The organism is Ligilactobacillus pobuzihii E100301 = KCTC 13174 (genome assembly GCF_000349725.1).
Lineage (GTDB): Bacteria > Bacillota > Bacilli > Lactobacillales > Lactobacillaceae > Ligilactobacillus > Ligilactobacillus pobuzihii.
Genome location: NZ_KB714695.1, coordinates 37,027 through 56,426, shown reverse-complemented (window position 1 = coordinate 56,426; position 19,400 = coordinate 37,027). Strand labels below are relative to the sequence as shown.

The 19,400-nt window shown below is 37.0% G+C and carries 15 protein-coding genes; 6 read left to right on the top strand and 9 right to left on the bottom strand.

Annotated features, from left to right (window positions below; genetic code table 11):
• On the bottom strand, nt 1-660 hold a 660-nt coding region (locus LACPOB_RS0106290; RefSeq protein WP_040532906.1), incomplete at its 3' end, for an IS982 family transposase.
• Nucleotides 661-919: 259 nt separating this feature from the next.
• Between LACPOB_RS0106290 and LACPOB_RS11855 the strand changes: the two genes are divergently transcribed.
• The 5 genes from LACPOB_RS11855 to LACPOB_RS0106255 all read left to right on the top strand — a co-directional run bounded on the left by LACPOB_RS11855 (nt 920) and on the right by LACPOB_RS0106255 (nt 6,267).
• Entirely contained in the window at nt 920-1,375 is a 456-nt protein-coding gene (locus tag LACPOB_RS11855) for a GNAT family N-acetyltransferase (RefSeq protein WP_225429670.1), read from the top strand.
• Nucleotides 1,376-1,411: 36 nt separating this feature from the next.
• Complete coding sequence (locus LACPOB_RS0106280; RefSeq protein ID WP_017867979.1) at nt 1,412-1,876, top strand: GNAT family N-acetyltransferase; 465 nt, start codon at nt 1,412-1,414, stop codon at nt 1,874-1,876.
• Nucleotides 1,877-2,604: 728 nt separating this feature from the next.
• On the top strand, nt 2,605-3,231 hold the full coding sequence (locus tag LACPOB_RS0106270) for an MFS transporter (RefSeq protein WP_017867977.1): 627 nt from the start codon (nt 2,605-2,607) through the stop codon (nt 3,229-3,231).
• Nucleotides 3,232-3,242: 11 nt separating this feature from the next.
• Nucleotides 3,243-3,761: an MFS transporter gene (locus tag LACPOB_RS0106265; RefSeq protein WP_081607049.1), complete on the top strand. Its 519-nt coding sequence runs from the start codon at nt 3,243-3,245 to the stop codon at nt 3,759-3,761.
• Between the two features lie 1,078 nt (nt 3,762-4,839).
• Nucleotides 4,840-6,267 (top strand): DHA2 family efflux MFS transporter permease subunit, encoded by a 1,428-nt coding sequence (locus LACPOB_RS0106255; protein ID WP_017867974.1) that lies wholly within the window; start codon nt 4,840-4,842, stop codon nt 6,265-6,267.
• 943 nt (nt 6,268-7,210) lie between these two features.
• On the opposite strand, the gene spxB is transcribed toward LACPOB_RS0106255, so the two are convergent.
• The 8 genes from spxB to LACPOB_RS0106215 form a co-directional block, all read right to left on the bottom strand.
• Nucleotides 7,211-9,055: a pyruvate oxidase gene (gene spxB, locus LACPOB_RS0106250; protein WP_017867973.1), complete on the bottom strand. Its 1,845-nt coding sequence runs from the start codon at nt 9,053-9,055 to the stop codon at nt 7,211-7,213.
• 358 nt (nt 9,056-9,413) lie between these two features.
• The gene (locus LACPOB_RS0106245) at nt 9,414-10,358 is read right to left on the bottom strand and encodes an AraC family transcriptional regulator (protein WP_017867972.1); all 945 of its coding nucleotides are present in this window, start codon (nt 10,356-10,358) and stop codon (nt 9,414-9,416) included.
• Between the two features lie 560 nt (nt 10,359-10,918).
• Nucleotides 10,919-11,467: an NADPH-dependent FMN reductase gene (locus LACPOB_RS0106240; RefSeq protein ID WP_017867971.1), complete on the bottom strand. Its 549-nt coding sequence runs from the start codon at nt 11,465-11,467 to the stop codon at nt 10,919-10,921.
• A 443-nt stretch (nt 11,468-11,910) separates the two neighbouring features.
• A complete protein-coding gene (locus LACPOB_RS0106235) occupies nt 11,911-12,189 on the bottom strand; it encodes a hypothetical protein (RefSeq protein WP_017867970.1) in 279 nt (92 codons plus the stop codon).
• Between the two features lie 133 nt (nt 12,190-12,322).
• Nucleotides 12,323-13,057, bottom strand: a complete 735-nt coding sequence (locus LACPOB_RS0106230) for a hypothetical protein (protein ID WP_017867969.1) — start codon at nt 13,055-13,057, stop codon at nt 12,323-12,325.
• 14 nt (nt 13,058-13,071) lie between these two features.
• The gene (locus tag LACPOB_RS0106225; protein WP_017867968.1) at nt 13,072-15,264 is read right to left on the bottom strand and encodes a vWA domain-containing protein; all 2,193 of its coding nucleotides are present in this window, start codon (nt 15,262-15,264) and stop codon (nt 13,072-13,074) included.
• 103 nt (nt 15,265-15,367) lie between these two features.
• Complete coding sequence (locus tag LACPOB_RS0106220; RefSeq protein WP_017867967.1) at nt 15,368-16,552, bottom strand: P-loop NTPase family protein; 1,185 nt, start codon at nt 16,550-16,552, stop codon at nt 15,368-15,370.
• Between the two features lie 83 nt (nt 16,553-16,635).
• Entirely contained in the window at nt 16,636-18,198 is a 1,563-nt protein-coding gene (locus tag LACPOB_RS0106215; protein WP_017867966.1) for a ClC family H(+)/Cl(-) exchange transporter, read from the bottom strand.
• Between the two features lie 263 nt (nt 18,199-18,461).
• Here LACPOB_RS0106215 and LACPOB_RS13055 point away from each other — a divergent pair.
• A partial coding sequence (locus LACPOB_RS13055) for a threonine/serine exporter family protein (protein WP_040532902.1) occupies nt 18,462-19,400 on the top strand: 939 nt, incomplete at its 3' end.

Genomic DNA, 19,400 nt, shown 5'->3' with positions numbered 1-19,400 from the left:
ATCATACCCTAACTGAGCGAATTCTTCTTTTAGACTTTGACCAACATAACCTACATCACCTAAAACAAAGGGACAAGGACAACCGTCAATTAAACTTGACGCAGCTTTAGTATCATGAACTGAAGCCGGTGTTATATCGTAGTTTAAAATGTAACCAGTGGTTGTCACAGCTACATGGGTTTTGAACCCGTAAAAATACATGGTTTTGGTGGCATTGTACCCGATATCAGCTATTTCAGAAAAAATTTTGACACGCTTATTTCTAACTTTTTGACACAAGGGATTGGGCAGGCTGTCAATGATTGCGATTTGCCCAGTTTGTGCGTATTCCTGGGTTAAACCGTGACGCAGCGCCATAATGACAGGCAAAAGTTGATGTGCCCGTCGATTAAATCGAGTGCGGTCAAAGGTAACCTGATTCGGGATAAACAGCTTAGTCCATGCGAAAAATTTACGTTGTGATTGCATGTTGGTCGTCATTTGTAGGCAAAGTAAAGCTAAAATCTGAATGTCAGAAACTTGTGTGTGTTCGACATTGCGCCGATTGGAGATCAGAGAAGGACAATATTTATGGTAAAGGTACCCACAGATTTCTTTTAATTGTTCTAAATCGGCTTGTAAATTATGCCATTTTTGTTTAAACTTTAAGTGGTCCAATATGGTTATACTCCTTTTTGTTTGATCACTTAAAAGTCTAACCTTATTGGGCTTTTTTTGTAAAATTTTGTACTAAATGTTTGATTGTTACGAACTAGCACCACACGTTATGGTATAATTCCTTCCAAATTACTTGTTTGGAAATGATTATCACATTTGGCTACAAAATAGATTAAGATATTAGCCTTACATTACCAAGACCAAGCGTTTATGCTGAACCTTTATTTAAGCTCATTAATGAAAGCCGAAAAGAATTAGAACCGTGCCTTGGGTTAAAAAGATAAAAAATGTTGAAGACGAGAAAAAAACTTTGAACAAAATTATTGAGCATTTTGGCACAAGGTATTCATTAAACACAATTATACTTCTCCAAAATCAGCCTGCTGGCTCGATTAACTTTAATAACTTTCAGGATAGTAATAAAAGTACAGAAATAGTTTATAGATTAGCTACCAAATTTGTAGGCAAAGGTATTGTCCACCGCGTTATATCTAGTATGTACAATTTAGACTTTAATGACTATGAGGTGAATAAAATAGTCCTCCTTGCTGCAGTCGAGAATCAAAAAAGTAATCTTACTGCTCAAAGGGCTGGTTTTCATCTGGATGGAGTTTTACGAGCAGACGAGTTATTACAGAATGTTTTTCATGACGAAAATACATATATTCATTACTTAAAGATGAATGGTACACAACGTAATAAATTTAGGATATATTAGTGAGTAATAGTCCCTCTAACAATTAAAGGAGTTTATATGGAATTAATTAGATATTCTAAGCAATACGAACAACAAATAGCCGACTATGTTTTGAAAGATGACTATTATTCTAAACAACCTAAGATTGCTATAAAACAAGCTAAACATGACAGGACTAGTTTCCCAATACTTTCATTCAACAACGGTACACTAGTTAGTTTTTTCGTTTTAGATAGCGGACTTGAGAAAGATAACTATACAAATCAAAAAAATATACTGTTACTTAAAAGTTTTTCAACAGACTCAAGATATACTGGCAAAGGATTTGCATCTAAAACACTAAATTCGCTATCTAACTTTATAAAAAACAACTTTCCTGAAATAAAAACAGTTATTTTAGGTGTTAATCAAAAAAATATTCCTGCTATCAATCTATATAAAAAGTGTGGCTTTAAAGACACTGGGCAAAAATACTTAGGGGAGATTGGTTGGCAATTAATCTTTGCTTTACCATTAAAGTAGCTAATTTAAAATCCATTATTCAATAATAGTCCCTGAAAAAGATTAATTTACCAGCTCCTTTATTTTAGATCAGGAGAAAAAGGACAAAACTAATAACACTTAGAAAATTAGTTTGTAGCCAAAAATAAGAATGACAGCTTAATGGGATTTTACATCTAACATTATGCCGTTATCCTTATTTTTGAGACTAGAATTTTGTTTCGCCCTAGTTCCTTTTCATGAAACAAAAAGTCATACTGATCAAAGATTTCAATGTTTTAAGCCTGGTTCAACAATGCTTATTAGAAGACTTTAAAGCTAACCGTCGCAATTATACAATTTTTAAAGCTGACACAGCAGTTTATTTTGCATCAGGTTAACTCGATCAGCCAAGTTCTAAGCGCGCACAACAGCTCTTACCAGTTATGATCGCAATACGACAAGAATCGACACGTGAGGTCACACAAACGGGAAAATACCGCTCATTAATGTACTTACTATTAAAATTCTAACTGGGCCAATGAGCCCTCTCACCATACTCACTCTGGCTATCTTTTTTATCCTTATGCTAAAACATCTAATAATTCTTCACAAACTAGGCTTGACTTGGAGATAATTTTCTAATAAATTGGGAAAGTACAATCGGAGTGTCAATAGGACAGAAAAGACGTAGTTCGGAAGGCAGAGGCCAGATAAGATTGCTAAGGTAATCTTATCTGGCCTCTTTTATATGTGAAAGGAGTATTAACTTGAAAAAAGAATCTTTTTGGACTAAAAACTTTACACTACTATTTTTTAGTAATGCTTTTTTATTTATGGTTTATAATATGCAGGTCCCGGTGCTGCCACTTTATGGCGCAAAAATTGGTTTAAACAATAGTCAAATTGGTGTATTTGTCGGCATGTTAATGTTTGCTGGGATAACAGTCAGACTTTTCGCAAATCAATTGATTTATATTTTTTCAAAAAGAAAGCTATTATTTTTGGGGATCAGTTTATATCTAATAGCCACTGTAGGTTATCCCTTGTTAGCAACCTTTAGTTTGCTACTTTTGCTACGTATAGTAAATGGAATTGGTCATGGACTTGCAACAACCTACTTCGCAACCATGGCTGCTGATGAGTTACCACCAAAGAGTTTAGGTACAGGCATGGGTTACTTTGGTGTAGGAGAAACGGTTACCGCCTCGCTGGCACCCGTCCTAGCTTTAAGTCTGGTACAGCAGGTCAGTTATAACTCATTTTTTGTTGCTTGCGCTGTTATCCTAGTTTTAGCTATAGCTTTATTGCTACTGACGAATAAAAAAGAGCAAAGTGAACGTTTTTCTAAAAAAGAAAGATTTTCTTTTAAAAAAATGTTTATCCCTGTTTTCTAGCACAAAATTTTTTGATTTTCCTTTTAGGTATCATGATGAGCGGGATTATGGCTTTTACGTCAGTTTATGCTAAACAGCAGAACTTAACCACTGTAGCTTGGTTCTTTTTTGCGGCAGCAATTGCTGGTGTTGTCATTCGCCCTTTTTCTGGTAGAATTTTTGATTTTAAAGGTCCTTTTTTAGTTTTACTGCCAGCTTCATTGGGTTTATTAGTTAGTATCTTCTTGATTATTTATAGTAAAACTAACTTGATGTTGATCATCGCCGGTGTCTTTTATGGCGCAGCTGACGGCGCTATTTTTCCTACAATACAAGCTTGGGTCTTAAAAAAGGCGGGAATTGCTAAAAGAGAAGTCGCTACTAGCATGTTTTTAAACTGCTACGATTTTGGTATGGGAATCGGTGCTTCGATCTTAGGGAAAGTTGCTGATCTCACTTCTTATCGTTTTATGTTTATCGTTCTGGCCTTTATAGCAGCGTTTTATATTCTATTATGTTTTTATTTTCCACGAAAGAAGAGTACAAGATAAAGAAATACGTGTCTATTACTTGAACGATTAACAATTTCACTAATAGAAAATCATCCAAAGCTAAAACTCCCACTAAGTCGTGATTATGTTAAATAGCCTGTAACATGACACCTTTTTAAAAATATGATTTAATTATATGTAAAGAAAAGGAACTAGGCGTTAACACAGCTCCCACACAAGCCACTTCAAAGGTGGTGGCATATTATGAAATTACTTTATTAGTCGCCTCCATAACCAACCAAAGTTATGTTGGGACGGCTTTTTTGTTTGTTCTTTTTATAGGACAAGCAGCCACCGCCTTAAAACTTCCTGCTAGCTAAAATTATAACGTTTCCACCTAACCAGCTCTAAGTACTTTTGAGCATTATATTTTAGCTTGCGCTTCCACCTTTTTATTTACTAAAAAATAACATCATTTGCAGAGGATTTAACCATGTCTAGTAAACTATAAATGTTAGACGAATTACGGCAGAAATTAAATGAGCAGAAACGCAAATGTAGCAATCAACTACCTTTACGGGGGCCATGCATTGGAACAAAACCTTTTGGCAAATTGAAAATTTCAAAAATGTGTCAGAATGGTTGGCAAAGTTTCGGACCGATCAAAAATAAAATTAAGTCGTGGGTTTTTAGAAAAAATGGTGTTTTTGTTTAATTCTTAAGCATTTCAAAATTGCTATTCACCTTTTAGTTTCATCACTTAAAGTTTAGCAAGTTTTTGTTAACTCATTTTAAAATGTTGCGTACTAGCACCACGCGTCATAAATATAAAAAAATTTAAGTAAAGCTACGCCGCTTTTCCTTTTTTATAGCAGTATTATCATAACTTTCATTTTTAATGAAAATATTTTTGAAAAAAGACTTACACGACTAAAAATTTTCTGGTAATATGATCGCATTGTGCAAAAAAGCGGTCTGACTATTTTCATAGCCGATTCAACTATGATCACTGCTAAATTTTCCTAATTTATATACTTAATAACTTGGTTATATAAGAGTCAAATACCGTAATTTGCGCCGAATATATTCTTAAATACTTAATACATAGGTAGTTTTTCAGAAAAGAGAGGTCTTTATCGTGGAATCATCAGAATCACACACAACAAGTTTACAAAAACCCCAAGTTGAGGTCAAACATCGCTGGCTGGCTATTACTGGTCTAATGCTAGGAGCTTTTGTAGGAATGCTATCAGAAACATCATTAAATATCGCACTCCCCCAGTTAATGGACGCATTTAGTTTGAAAGCAAGTACAGCCCAATGGCTCATAACTGGATATATGCTAGTTATCGGGATCATCCTACCATTTTCAAGTTTGCTCAGTAAATGGTTCACTACTCGTCAGCTCACAATTTTTGCCTTGTTAGATTTTATCACTGGTGCAGTGATCTCGGCTTTGGCGACTAATTTTGGCATCCTATTAACAGGACGGATGATCCAGGGAATCGCAACTGGAATGATCTTACCGTTAATGTTTACAGTTGTTATGACAATTTTTCCACCATATAAACTTGGGACAGCCATGGGAATGTGTTCTTTAGTTATTATGGTCGCACCCGCTATTGGGCCAACTATTACCGGTCTTATTTTAGGTAAATTATCGTGGAACTGGATTTTCTGGTTCTTTATTCCGTTCTTATTGATTGCCTTACTCTTTAGTGTATTCAGTCTAGAAAATGTTGGTCAGGTTACTAAACCTCATGTTGATGTCTTGTCACTTTTAGAATCGATCATCAGTTTTTCTTGCCTGGTAATGGGCGTTAGTTTTGCTTCTAGCTTAGGCTGGAGCTCGCCGATCATCTTAAGTATGTTAGCAGTAGGTATTATCGTACTTGGTTTTTACGCACACCGTCAGTTAAATATTAAAAATCCAGTTTTAAACTTACGTGTTTTTGCCAAGCCCGCTTTTGCCAAGGGAACTATTGGTGTTATGATCGACTTCTCCATTATTCTTTCATCAATGTATCTGCTACCACAATACATCCAAAAAGGAATGTTGGTCGCCGTAGCTTTAACAGGGATCATCATGTTGCCGGGTGGAATCGCAAATGCTGTAGTTTCAGCTTTTGCTGGTCGTTTATATGACTCGGTTGGTGCTAAAAAACCAGCTGTCAGTGGTTTTTTGATTGCAGCTGTTGGTGCGATCATGTTGTTGCTTACTAACAAAGATTCATCAATTGCTTACGTGATCACCGCTCATGTTATTTTAATGATCGGTACTCCATTAGCAATGGCACCATCGCAAACATACGCTTTAAACGCACTAGAAGGTTTAGAATCAGCCGATGGTAGTACTATTTTAAATACCTTACAACAAGTTGTTGGTGCGATTGCAACGGCTTTAGCAACTAGTTTCCTCGCCTTAGGCCAAAATGCTTATACAGGTAATAACGCAGCGGCCTCCTTTACTAACGGAAGTCATTACGGCTTTGTCTTTACCCTCGTATTGACAATCATAGGGACAATTGTTGCGTTAAACTTTAAATCACAAAAATCTGGCAAATAATAAATTAAAAAAGCTAAGAAAAAACAAAAAGCGGAGCATGGCGCTTAGAATGTGAGCATTAATTGACTAGCCGGGTGTAATACGTTTTTTGCATTAGAGCTGGCTAGTTAGGCACAACCTTCTGCCAGGCAAAGCTCATTTAAGAACATTAGACAAAAGATACTTTGAAGCCGATTTGTAACGACAATTGCATTATTTTGGGTCGCAGCAAAGCGGAGAACAAAAATGACGTAATCATCGTTACAGTAAGGCTTCAATCTTTTATAACACGTTTAGGGACGTCGATTTAACCCATTTAATGGGATAAATCGACGTCCCTTTTAAGATTATACAACTATTTATTTCTCAGCCCGGCTTTCTTAGTTTTTTTTGATTTACTTTTTTATCAATGAGGTCTACTTTATAAGTATAAAATAGATATATTTGTTTTTAGTCTAAATCAAAGATTCAAAGAAGTGAGTTAAATGTCCGAAGATGAAAAACCAAAAAGCTTTAAAAAAATAAAAGAACCAATTCACGGATATTGTCCACGCTGCGGACGTCCAATGCGGATCAGTTATGGTTGGAATTCTTGTCCTAACTGTCATATGATCTTTCGATCAAATTTCAAATAAAAGGTTAAAATAATGCTTGCCTCAAAATCTACCTCATCCAAAATATAAGATTCTTTAACTAAAATGACGCAAAACTGGGACTTCACTTAGTATTAGTATCGCTACTTGGTCCAAGTTAAGGCTGACTTTTGTGACGTTCGTTTTCTTAGTTGTAGTCTTATTTTTTCCGTCTGTATTGCCCATACGTTTGATTAGTGACGCACTTTATCATCGATCACATCATATATATTTTTTTGCAAAAAAACTCCTAGCGACTTTCAAAAAAGCAGCTAGGAGTCAACACATAACTATGAGTTAATTAATATTTTTCAATTATCTTGTTTTGCTTATTAAGCTAATGACGCACCACTAGTAGCATCAATATTTGCTTGTTTAATAGCTGGATCTGTTGTCTTATCGTCAGTTGCTGAAGCACCACTGACAGCGTCAGAACCTACACCAGCTTGTTCTAAGAAGTAACTGAACGGTTTCAGGTCTTGTGCTTGGTATTTTTCAACGAAAGTATCGATGTCTTCTTGCGATGAAGTTGCTGGATCTAAGAACATGTGCTGTGTTGTAAATGGCATCTCATGGGTAAACTTAATGTCGATCAAAACAGGAGCTTCTGTCTTAGCAGCAGATTTCATGGCTTGTTTGAAGTCATCCAACGTCTTAACTGTATATGCTTCGCAACCCAAGCCTTTAGCAGACGTAGCCCAGTCTGTAGCTGGAATATCAACACCCGACAATGGTTGTTCACTATCATCCCGTTGTTCGGCTTCAATAAAGCCAAGTGTTTCGTTAGAAAAGACAATGTTAACGATGTGCAAGTTATACTTAACTTGAGTCAACAATTCTTCCATCAACATTGCAAAACCACCGTCACCACTCAAACTATATACATCACGATGTGGAAAGGCAATCTTAGCGGCGATCGCAGCCGGCAGTCCATACCCCATCGTTGCATATTGACCAGATGTAGTCCATTTTTGATCGCCGTGGATGTCAACTAAACGTTCGAAGTTAATATTAACGTTACCAACATCAACGGCAAAGACTGCTTTATCACTAGCCGTTTTGTTGATCACATCAAAGACAGGTTCTGGACGCAATGGAACTTCTTCACTGTCTTTGAAACTATCTTGCCAGTCAGTCCAGTTCTGTTTGTTAGCCAAAGTAGCGTTATAAAATGGACGATCTTCTACTTCATCGCCGGCTTCAACTAAAGCAGCTAAGGCTTTCTTTGCATCTGCTAAAACAGGTACATCAACAGAATGACGTTTACCAATTTTTTCGTTATCAACATCGATTTGGATCATCTTAGCTGACTTGTTGAACAAGTACAAACTAAATGGTGAATCAGTTCCGACCCACACGATCAAGTCAGTTGAAAAACCGATCTCAGCACCAGGTTTTGGCGCAACGCGGCCAGATGAACCAACATATGCCGGATAATTTTCATCAAGGATACCTTTGGCTAACACAGATGAAACTAATGGCATCTTGTATTTTTTAGATAATGCCTTTAATTCCTCTGCCGCGTCTTTAGCACCGATACCAAAGTAAATAATTGGATTTTCAGCATTTTTGATCAATTCAGCTGCTTCTTTTATCTTGTCAGCTTGTGGTTCAGGATATAAAGGAGCGACATGGTTTTTAGCATTTGAGACGAATGTGTCAGGGATCGATGCCCAACCAAAGTCCTTAGGGATAGTTACTACTGAGACACCACTGTGTTTGTATGCCTGGCGAATAGCTTCGTCGATCATACCAGGTAAGCTTTCTGCAGACATTGCAGTCTTGTTCCAAACAGCAACATCATCAAACATTGGTTCTTCATTCATTGCCTGGAAAAAGTCGATGTTCATTTTCTTGGAAGGAACCTGAGCAACGATCGCCAAAAGTGGTGTATGATCATGCTTTGCATCATACAAACCATTCATCAAGTGCACCGCACCAGGGCCAGCGGAACCAAAACAAACACCGATCTTACCAGTCAACTTAGAATCAGCTGCGGCTGCTAAAGAACCTGCTTCTTCATGACGAACTTGAATAAATTTCATTTTATTGCTTTGGTTATACAAAGCATTCATTGTTGAATCAAATGAACCACCCGGGTAACCATAAATATGATCAACACCCCACTCTTCGATGACCTTTAAAACTGCATCTGAACCACTTATCATTTCAGTCATAAATTAACCTCTCTCTTTCATGTTCAAAATTAAACATTCGCTTGATAAAATGCTTAAAAATAAACGATTCCTAGGTAAAACGCTTTTCTTTAAGCCAGCCAGACAAGCTAACGTTTTCATTAACCATAATTAATAATAATGCGCTTCCGCACAAACGACAATGACGTTTTTATTGCTTATTGGGTGCTCATTTCATAGGTTGCTTAAAAACATCACCTATTAAATAAGCATTGTCTTCCGCAATATTATTGTTATATCAAACTTTACAAGCAGTTTTTACTTTAATTTTAAATAAAAAAAGTCTTATAAAAAATAATATCAAAGCAGTTAATTTTTTGTTATATTGTGCACAACCGTTTTAGCGTTCAATTAGTTGCTCACGCATCTTAGCTGGCGACATTTCATAATGCGCTTTAAACTTTTTATAGAAGAAAGACTTCGATGTATAACCTACATAATTAACAACATCGCTAATCGTATATGCTGGATTCTTTAGTAATTCAACCGCTTGTTTCATCCGCTCATTTTCAACCAATTCTTTATAAGAATAACCCGTAGTTTGCTTTAACTCAGTTGATAAATAACTAGGATTATAGCCAAAAAAGCGTGCCATTGAAGTTAAAGTAATATTTTGAAAGTTCTTGGTGATATAATCAGTAAAATCCGAAATTTGGTATTTGGATTGCAGATTAACTGCGCTAGGGTCAACGTAACAATCATTTTCTAATAAGACTAGTACCAGAATCGCTAATAAATGTGAGATTTTATCACAATATAAAAGTCCTGGCTCAACATATTCGATTAAAACTCGGTCGATCACATAGCTTGAATTATCAACCTTAGGAGCATTAAATACAGCATAGTGGTCTTTTCGATATGCGTGGTTGATCTTATTTATCATACCGCTAACCGAAGAACGAGTATTATAAATATTCTCCAAAAAATCTTTAAGCTCAAACGAAGAATCCATATTGATCCGCACTAAAACATCGCCCCAATGTAAAGGTAACAACGTATATTTAGTTTCTTCATCAAAAAAGATAAAATTTCCTGCGCCGATCGGAAATTCTTTACCAGCTGTTTTAACCACCATTTTGCCACTAAACACAAACAGTATTTCTGGTCCTTTGGTTTGGTGCTGGTGTTCTACTTTCCCATCAGTTTTTTCAATTTTAACCGTCATGCGTGGACTTTTTTCACTGATCGTACTCAGTGGCTTTAGCACAAAGTCTTGTTTACCTGGAAGTTGATCTTGTATCATCAATTGTTTGAAAATATATTCCCCGATCGTAGTTTGATCCATTAGTAAATTCTCCCTCTAATACTGCAGCATATTTAGACTTACTTTTCTAAAAAACTAATATTTGTTAAGTAATTAACAAATTCCCTATAACTTAAAGTGATTGCTCATTTCCTAGAATTATATCCATTTTTTATTCTATCACTTGATTTTATCATGACAAGTGAAAGAAGTTTAGGTTTAAAATATCACGGTCCAATAACTCAAACTAACTAGCATGAGTTCTTTATCACAATTTAAGGTATTATTTAAAAAATCCGCCCCTAACAACTAGCATTTGTTGAATTTAATCTGAAAAATGCAGTTACTAAAAGTCACACCATCAAATCTCAAGAGACTAGAAAATTATGAGTAGGTACATTTTTCATAACTTTCGCCTGGAACAGCCGCATCTATGCTCATTTTTGTTCTTTGATCAAGTAGTCTACTCTTTACCGTAAAAATTTCATAGTTTGGAATATATCACTTTAATAGCTAAAACTTGAAAAGCAAAAAGACTACATCCCAAAACTCACGGAATGTAGCCTTCATATCGTTAATGCGTTATATTTTAATTTTGTTAATTAGCCAATGAATTTAGCTGCAAACTCACTGAATGACTTACCTGCACCAGACAAGAATTCTTTTGTACCTTCGTTAGTAATGTTACCTTCATCATCAGCTAAGTCAGCTGTGTTACCGATGTATAATTCTGGTTGTTGCATTGTTGGCATATCCAAAAATACTAATGATTGACGTAATGAATGATGTGCCAAGACACCAGAAATACCAGAAATAGATTGTGAAGCAACTAATGCTGGCTTACCTGCCCATACGTTTTGACCCCATGGACGTGAAGCAACATCCAAGGCATTCTTCAAAGCGGCTGGAATGTTACGATTATGTTCTGGTGTGACAAAAATAAATGCATCCTGTGCCTTAACATCTTTACGGAATTGTTCATAAATAGCAGGAGAATCTGCATCAAGATCTTCACTGTACAAAGGAAGATCAGCAATGTTCAAGAAGTTTACTTCGGAACCCTCTGGTAAACCAGCAGCGATTGCCTTGGCAACACCTTTTGAATAAGAATTTTTACGAATAGAACCTACAATTACACCATATTTTGTCATATTTATTATCTCCTTTTTTCTTACTAAAAGTAACTAACTTGTCGATAAATATATTCTATCACTTTACTTACAAAAAGCAAGTAAATTTGTTGAATTATTTTTTAAAAAATCATCAATTGCTATGTAGCAACTGTTCTCCTGTGGTTTGACTTTGCATAAAAACGTTACCAACTTTAGAATAACACTATTCTAGCGAATACTACAAAAAATAACCCTCGCCAATAAAAAAGGGGCTGGGACAAAACTAGCTGTCAAATTCTAAAAGGGCCGTTGATTTATCCCAATAAATATGGTTAAATCGACGGCCCTTAAACGTGTTCCAAAAGATTGAAACCTTACTGTAACAACAATTGCGTTATTACAAATCGGCTTCAAAACATCTTTTGTCTCACTCTCTCAGAATTATTATATTCAAGTTTATTAATGCAAAACAAAAAATTCAGCTAATCGTCAACCTCACCCAAAATTTTGATTTCGATTTGTTTTTTTATCTTTTCGGCCTGGATCGGATCACTGTCTTCATAAATTTTAACTGCTTTGCGTAAGATATCCATATCTTGCTGGTCAAATGAAAAGTCCAAATCAAACTCTTGCCAGCTATTTGCAATACCTTCGTTGAAACGTTGGATCACAGAATTATCATCGTTAACATATAGATCATAATCTGGAAACTCTGCCAACAAACGGTATCCTTCCAAATCATCCTCATATTTAGGATCCATAATGATCAGTTCCCTTTCTGCATTACAAAGCTACTCAATGCAAAGAATTTTTATTATATTATAGTATTTTACCAGATTATGGAACTTTTTGCTTGCCAAATGAAGATATACTTACCACCAAAATTAAGGAATCTCAATGCAATTGTCCATAAAAATTACTAGTCAACTTTAAGTAGTCTAGTTTTTCTAAAGGTTCTTTAATTACTTGACCTGAAATAACTTGTCCAATTGTAACAACTTGTTTTTCTTGACCAACGTCTGTGACAAGCTCGTTAACTTTGACCCAAAGGTATGCACTTAAAATATCATTAACGGCTTGCGTGACCTGAGTGGTTATTTCACTTCCACTAACATTTTGCGGCAAATGATATTCATTTAAAACGTACTGGAAAACACCTGGGTATACACGATAATTAAATAGCATATCTGGAGGCGTTGTGTCTTGATCAAACAATAATTCTTGTAAGTGTAAGAGTTGGTAATAGATTCCGTTTAGTTCCAAATTAAGATTCGTTCGTTTATCCTGGCTCAAATCACTCAAGCCCCGTAACTGACGTTTCACGATCGGTTGCTTAACGGTTTTATTGTTCTGTAAATTTTGTCTATTAGGCTGATTGATCATTAATAATAGCTCATATGGCGCAAACCTTTGCTCATTCTGGCAAAAATGCAACTTATTATCCGCTCCAAGCATCAATATAAAATCATCAGCGTAAGTTAAATCATATTTCCTCAAAAAACTAAAAATTTTCGCATCATCGATTTTGATCACTCTTTGCTGTGCAGCGATTATGGGACTCAAGAAATCAAACATGTCTATCTCTTGTAACCACGACAACTGTCGTGAGCTAAAAATGTTTAATGGCATAAGGTCACCTCCTGTTAAGAAATCGCATAATCCTTTAACGCCAACACCTTTAGCATCTTGGGAGTCTGACGAGCCAGCTGCTTTATCAATGGCATTTGATTACGATAACGCTTCTGCTCACTTTTTTGATAAACATTCATAAATACAACTTGACGCTCTTTTAGCTGACGCTGATATTCAGTGAGATCCGTCTGTGCAAAACAAAAATCGCTAATAATTAAATGCACTGACTGCGCAGTTTCTACTACATCTTGAAAAACTGGTCGTAGATCTGTCCCACTACTGGAAAAATGAGCTAACTGCTGCTTGAGTTTGGCAAAATCACGCTCAAAATATTTTTTCCCTGCACGGAAATGAACAACTTCGCCCAAATCACTAGCAAATAATAAAACAGAAAGCGACTGTCCTTGTGCGACAGTTTCCTTGATCACTGAGAGGACTTGCGATAATCGTTCAACTGAAATTGAACCCGAGGCATCAATATATACCCGGATTTGCGTTCGATAATTCTTTTTCTTAGCAATATGTGCCATGTCTAAACGGCTAGGGAAAGCGTAGTGACGCCGATACCACTCGATTTTATTATCCGTTGCTAGATCCTTTTGCAATTTACGCAGTTTTAACCGTAAAGGAGGCAACGGGCGGCTTTTGACCAAACGGTATTTTAGCTGTTTTAACTGACCACCTGATTTAGAATAATCGATCTCTGGAAATTCAATTTGCGCTTGGCGATAAGCTTCACTAGCTATAGATAAGAGCTGGCGGGCCATTTGTTCAGCCTGATTTTTTTGTTGACTATTCAAAGAGTTAGTAAGCTGCTCGAAAAAGCGCTGGTTGATCTCAAAAATATCGCCACCACTTAACCCAACTTTTCCGCCACCTCCAGGAGAAGCCGGGTCGGTGCCAACTGTTGTTTGTTGCTGTTCTTGACTACTATTTTGATTTTCAGCATTTCTATGAGCTTGTTTTTGTGCAGTCTCTCTTTGGGGACGCGGGGGTAAATTAGGATGATAGCTTTTCTGGTACATTTTTTGTAACAAATTTAACACGAAATTTTTTTGTTTTACTAACAGGATCGTATTATCACTTAAAAAAGAATCGCTGCGCTGATAACCGGCAGACTTTATTTCTTGGAACTCATTTTCAAAAGCTTGTTGGTGTAAAGCTTGATCCATGTTGGCCAAATCTGCTTGCGTAATAATATTTGGTTTAGTGACTTGAGTTTGACACAAAGCTTGCGACCCGCCAAAGAAAACATTAGCTCCCAGATCATTTATTAATGAACTGTTAATGTTAAAATCAGCGATAATACTATCTAAATCACCACTCGTTAAAACAGGAAAACCTAAAACGGTCACTTCAAGATGGTCTGCAAAAAAAGCTGCTGCCTGTTGGTTTTTATTCGGTGAACCAGGAACATAACCAGGTTGAGTTAATAAATCACCTCGCAAAATGTGGCGCGCTTGGTGTAAGAGAAAAGTTAACAAGGCATGCTCACTTTGAACACGAGCTTGCTGACCATCAAAGTACGCTAAACACAAAGCCAACATCTTGCTCGGGGAATAAAACAAATAATTATCACCAACAGATTTTTCATTGATAAAACTGGTTTCATTACCGAAAACTTTCTTCGGTCCTAGTAAGGAAACTGCACAAGGCGTTACCATCGCTGAGCTTTCTGCATAGACTGGCGTTAGGGCTGCTAAAACATTCAGCTCCGGCGCGACTTTTCCAACATTGATGGCGGGATCATTTTTAACAAGCAAAGGTAAAGCACTCAGATAAGAGTGCCATACTACGGGATCAAAGGGGTCCGCTAATAAATCATCAAAAGTAGCAATTGCCCCAGTATGCTTGATCTCTTCGGTAGAAGGCACAGTTTGTCGCGACCGGCTTACTATTTTCAGATATTGTTCAGCCCGTGAATTTTTCTGCGCCTGAAACCAATGTTCACTTGTCCGCTGACAAAAATCAACATACTTATCTTGCAATTCTTTTTCTTGTAAGTAGTGACGTGGTTCTATCTTTAGTACTCGCTGATCTAATAAATTTATCGCATATTTCGCCTTTAATGTTTTAAGCTCTGCTTGAGTAAAAATAGCCTGTGCGCTTTTTATGGCTGCTTTTTGATAACTAGCAGTCTTAACATATTGTGGAAAAACTGTTTCAAAATAACTGATTGCTTCTTCTTTTGTTCTCACTTGCATACTAAGATCCACCGCCTTTCTTGAACCGACATTTGAATGAGCTGGTCAAACAAAAGTCACTAAATGCCACTGATTGATCGGTGTTTTTGCCATGATCCACTTACTATATATTGTTGACTGACATTTCCATTACCAACTGCATAAACCTAGGTTCTTTTCTCAAATAAACATTTGTCTTAGGGTATTTTTGTTCTAATACTCCCGTTTCGACTTGCGTATGCATAAATCTTGCTACCGCCGTTTGATCATTTGTTTGTAAATAGTTTAAAAATATTTGAGCGTAACCACGTGAATTTTCACTTTCTAGATCTTGTTCAACTAAACGCAGCGCTGAACTGAAAAATGCCATTTTTCTACCTGTCGAAAGTTGCATAAATTTTTCTTGATCTGGTTTTTGTAACAAAGCAAAAATGTCCAGTGGATCACCCGTTGTTAAATACGTCAAAAACTGGTTACCACAATCATTACCGATCATTGAAAAAACAGCGGCACGCAATAATACTGGATCATTTTTAATGGTCGGATCAGCCAAGAAACTTGAAAGACGGGCCCATGATCGAGGAGTAGCACCAGTCCCATCTGCACTTTTCGATGGTTGATATAATAATTCTTGTTGTTCATGGTATGACTTACTTCCAATAAAATCGACCACTTCTGGTGCGACCTCATTAACATAAGCCCAGTCTAGCCATTCTTTTGGTTCTAATTGGATAAATAGGGGATTGATCCGGTCTCTTGTCGCTGTATCCAATTCATTGACGTCATTTTCGATCATTGCTTCATCAGAAAAGATATTTTCCGCCGTATTTCCGGCACCAACCACAAAAACATTTTCAGGTAAACTATTACCTGGCAAACGATTTTCCAAAAGTAGTTGCATGATCGTTTGTTTCATAAATTCGTCGCCCCGATTAAACTCATCTAAAAATAAAAAATGTGGAATAGATGAATATTCTAAAGCATGGGCTTTTAAACGGCTGATACTAGCATTTAACGCGTGTAAGACTTGAGCAGTTTGCTCTTTTTCATTCACATGCGAAATCGGCATCGATAATGAGCCACCAAACTCAGCATTAATATCGATCACGCATAACTGTTGTGGATCCGTGACCATTTCGCGGATCCCCTGTGTTTTTCCCATACCAGGTAGTGAATACAAAACAAAAGTATGCTTATCAGGTAACTGTCCATTTTTTATAAGTTGCATTTGAAAACTTGTATCAGCCTTGATCAAACGCAAGGCTGTCTTAAGCGAGATAAAGTTTTGTTGTTCTCCATTTTCAGGCATAAACTACCCACTTCCATTTTTGATATTCTAAACTCATACTAATTTCTAGCACATAAAATCTCAAGTTACCCGTTTAATTAAACCTACTCTTCATCTTCTAATGGTCGATTCAGTTTTTGCAGCTGGTCACGTACATCTGAACTAAAATTATTATCCACTAAAACGATCAATGTATCACCCGGATGGATCAACGTATCACCATTTGGAATGGATGTTTTTTCACCGCGTCTGACCCCGATCAACAAAGTATTGGCTGGCCAGTTGATGTCTCTAACTTGCTGGCCGACAAACCGACTATCATCAAAGACTGGTAATTCAACCTGATCATTTTTACCACTAATTACATGCAATTTTTGTTTCACGGTCATTCTCTCTAATAATGACTCATAGATCGGTGCGCCACCTAAGAGGTCCACCACAATATATGCCACCAAAGAAGTTAACGCTAATGGTACCAAATGTTGTAAAGAGCCCACCATTTCTGTTACTAAAAGAATGGCGGTAAAAGGCGCTTTCCCGATCCCTGCAAAATAACCAGCCATCGCAAATACTAATAGATCGACCATGTATTTAGACGGTAATAAATTAAACTTCAAGGCGATCGCCCCATATAACATCCCGATCACAGCACCTAAAGTTAGGATCGGTAAGAAGATCCCTCCAGGTAACCCTGAGCCATACGAGATCATCGAAAACACAAAACGTAAAACAAAAAGCAAGGCCAAGCTGATGATCAATGGGTCAACTTGCGCCATTTTGATAATGATCACATTCCCGCCACCTAGTGTATTAGTAAAAAAATAACCAACTGGTACTAATAACAACAAAGCAATCAAGCCATGATAAGCACGCGAGATCCTTCCAAATAACTTGTGGTACCAGACAGAACTTTGCAATAAGATCCGTTGGTAAAAGTAACCTAGTAAGCCTAAAACTACACCCAAGATCAATAAGTGCCAATAATATTTAAGAGGTAAACCAGGTACCACACCCACATGTAAAACAGTTTCTAAACCAAAAACATTCATCGAAACCACATCAGCTGTGATCGATGCTGACAAAGCACCCATCCAAACTAATGGTGAAAAATTATGATAAACTTCTTCCAAAATAAATAATGTTCCAGCGATCGGTGCGCTAAAAGCGGCCGATAATCCAGCTGCAGCACCACTTGCAATCAAGACACGGTGACCTCTTTTAGAATCTTCGGTCATGTCAGCGATCCCCTGCCCGACAGCGCCACCCAGTTGGATCGATGGGCCTTCACGACCTAAAAACAGGCCAGAGCCGATCGCTAAAACTCCCGCAACAAACTTACGCCACAAGATCGCCCACCAGTTAAATTTAAATTTCCCGGCTAACTGCCCTTCGATCTCGGGGATACCGGAACCAGAAATATGAGGTTGTTGGGTCGTCAATTTACCGATCACTAGACCAATTAAAACTAAAACAACTACGATAGCTAATAAATAAAGGGGTTGCTGGTGTGCTATTTGAAAAGCATGTTTCCACAGACCCAAAGACTTTTCAATCAACCAGCGGAATGCACCAACAACGACACCAGTGATTGCACCGATTAAAACTCCTTTTAATATGTATGATAAATGTGCTGAATTAATTTTAACTTTCTTTTTTGCTTGTTCCATTGTGACCTCCACTAAACAATATGATATTTCCTAACGTTACCCTTCACATTATAATCCGTCCAATATTTATTGACAAAAACATCAAGGACATAAATATATTTTGTGAAAATTATGAAGACAAAGCTATGCTATAATGAAAATTATTGAAAACATAAACTAGGACAGACATACTAAATATCACAATTTGTCTTACACTGATGTTTAATTACGTCAGTCTTTTCTGAAATTTATTTATCATTTTACAATTCAGTGGAGGGATCATCATGTCTGAAGGTAATCATTTCACTAAAAATACCATTCAGTTTACAAATAAAAATCATATGGAAATACCTTGGGCCAAGGTCACAAACGATAATGGACAAACTCCTTCGATCAAATCATCTTTAAAAGAAAAATCTACGATCATTGGACGAGTTGGTATTATCTTATTATCCTGCGGTACAGGTGCTTGGCGTGTGCGAGATTCAATGAATTCTATTGCACGGATCCTAGGTGTCACATGTTCAACAGATATTGGCTTAGTAACGATCGAATATACGTGTTTTGATAAGCATCGGAGTATCACCCACTCACTTTCGTTACCATCTAGTGGAGTCAACACTGACAAGTTGTCAGAAATGGAATCTTTTGTTAAAGGCTTTGAAAAAGAAGGAGCTTTTTTGAGTGTCAAAGAAGTTCATACACTCCTGGACAAAATCTCCCAAAAAAAGCCCAACTATCGTCCATTCGTCCAAGGTTTAGCAGCAGCTTTAGCCTGTAGCGCCTTCGTTTTTCTCTTAGGCGGTGGCCCAGTCGAAATGCTCTGTTCTTTCTTTGGGGCTGGTTTAGGTAACTGGCTTAAATCAACCATGAACAGTAAACATATGACCCTTTTTGCCGGACTAAGTGCTGGTGTCGCACTAGCCTGCTTAACTTACCTAATGATCTCACGGGGGCTAGAATTAGCTTTTGATATTAATGTTGGACATGAGGCAGGGTATATTGGTTCCATGTTATTTGCGATTCCAGGTTTTCCCTTTATAACCAGCGGCTTAGATATCGCCAAATCTGATATGCGCTCTGGGATCGAACGCTTAGTCCACGCAGTCACTATTATTTTAGTTGCAACCTTAGTCGGGTGGATCGTAGCTTTAGCCAGCGATCTAACACCGGACAAGTTCATACCGCTTGGTCTCAGTCCTTTAACAGTAATGTTATTGAGG

Bases quoted from the DNA above. Each gene is read 5' to 3' on its own strand.
- spxB (WP_017867973.1), bottom strand. From the start codon at position 9,055: ATGACTGAAATGATAAGTGGTTCAGATGCAGTTTTAAAGGTCATCGAA.
- LACPOB_RS0106215 (WP_017867966.1), bottom strand. From the start codon at position 18,198: ATGGAACAAGCAAAAAAGAAAGTTAAAATTAATTCAGCACATTTATCA.
- LACPOB_RS0106230 (WP_017867969.1), bottom strand. From the start codon at position 13,057: ATGCCATTAAACATTTTTAGCTCACGACAGTTGTCGTGGTTACAAGAG.
- LACPOB_RS0106280 (WP_017867979.1), top strand. From the start codon at position 1,412: ATGGAATTAATTAGATATTCTAAGCAATACGAACAACAAATAGCCGAC.
- LACPOB_RS0106220 (WP_017867967.1), bottom strand. From the start codon at position 16,552: ATGCCTGAAAATGGAGAACAACAAAACTTTATCTCGCTTAAGACAGCC.
- LACPOB_RS0106240 (WP_017867971.1), bottom strand. From the start codon at position 11,467: ATGACAAAATATGGTGTAATTGTAGGTTCTATTCGTAAAAATTCTTAT.
- LACPOB_RS0106245 (WP_017867972.1), bottom strand. From the start codon at position 10,358: ATGGATCAAACTACGATCGGGGAATATATTTTCAAACAATTGATGATA.
- LACPOB_RS0106225 (WP_017867968.1), bottom strand. From the start codon at position 15,264: ATGCAAGTGAGAACAAAAGAAGAAGCAATCAGTTATTTTGAAACAGTT.
- LACPOB_RS0106235 (WP_017867970.1), bottom strand. From the start codon at position 12,189: ATGGATCCTAAATATGAGGATGATTTGGAAGGATACCGTTTGTTGGCA.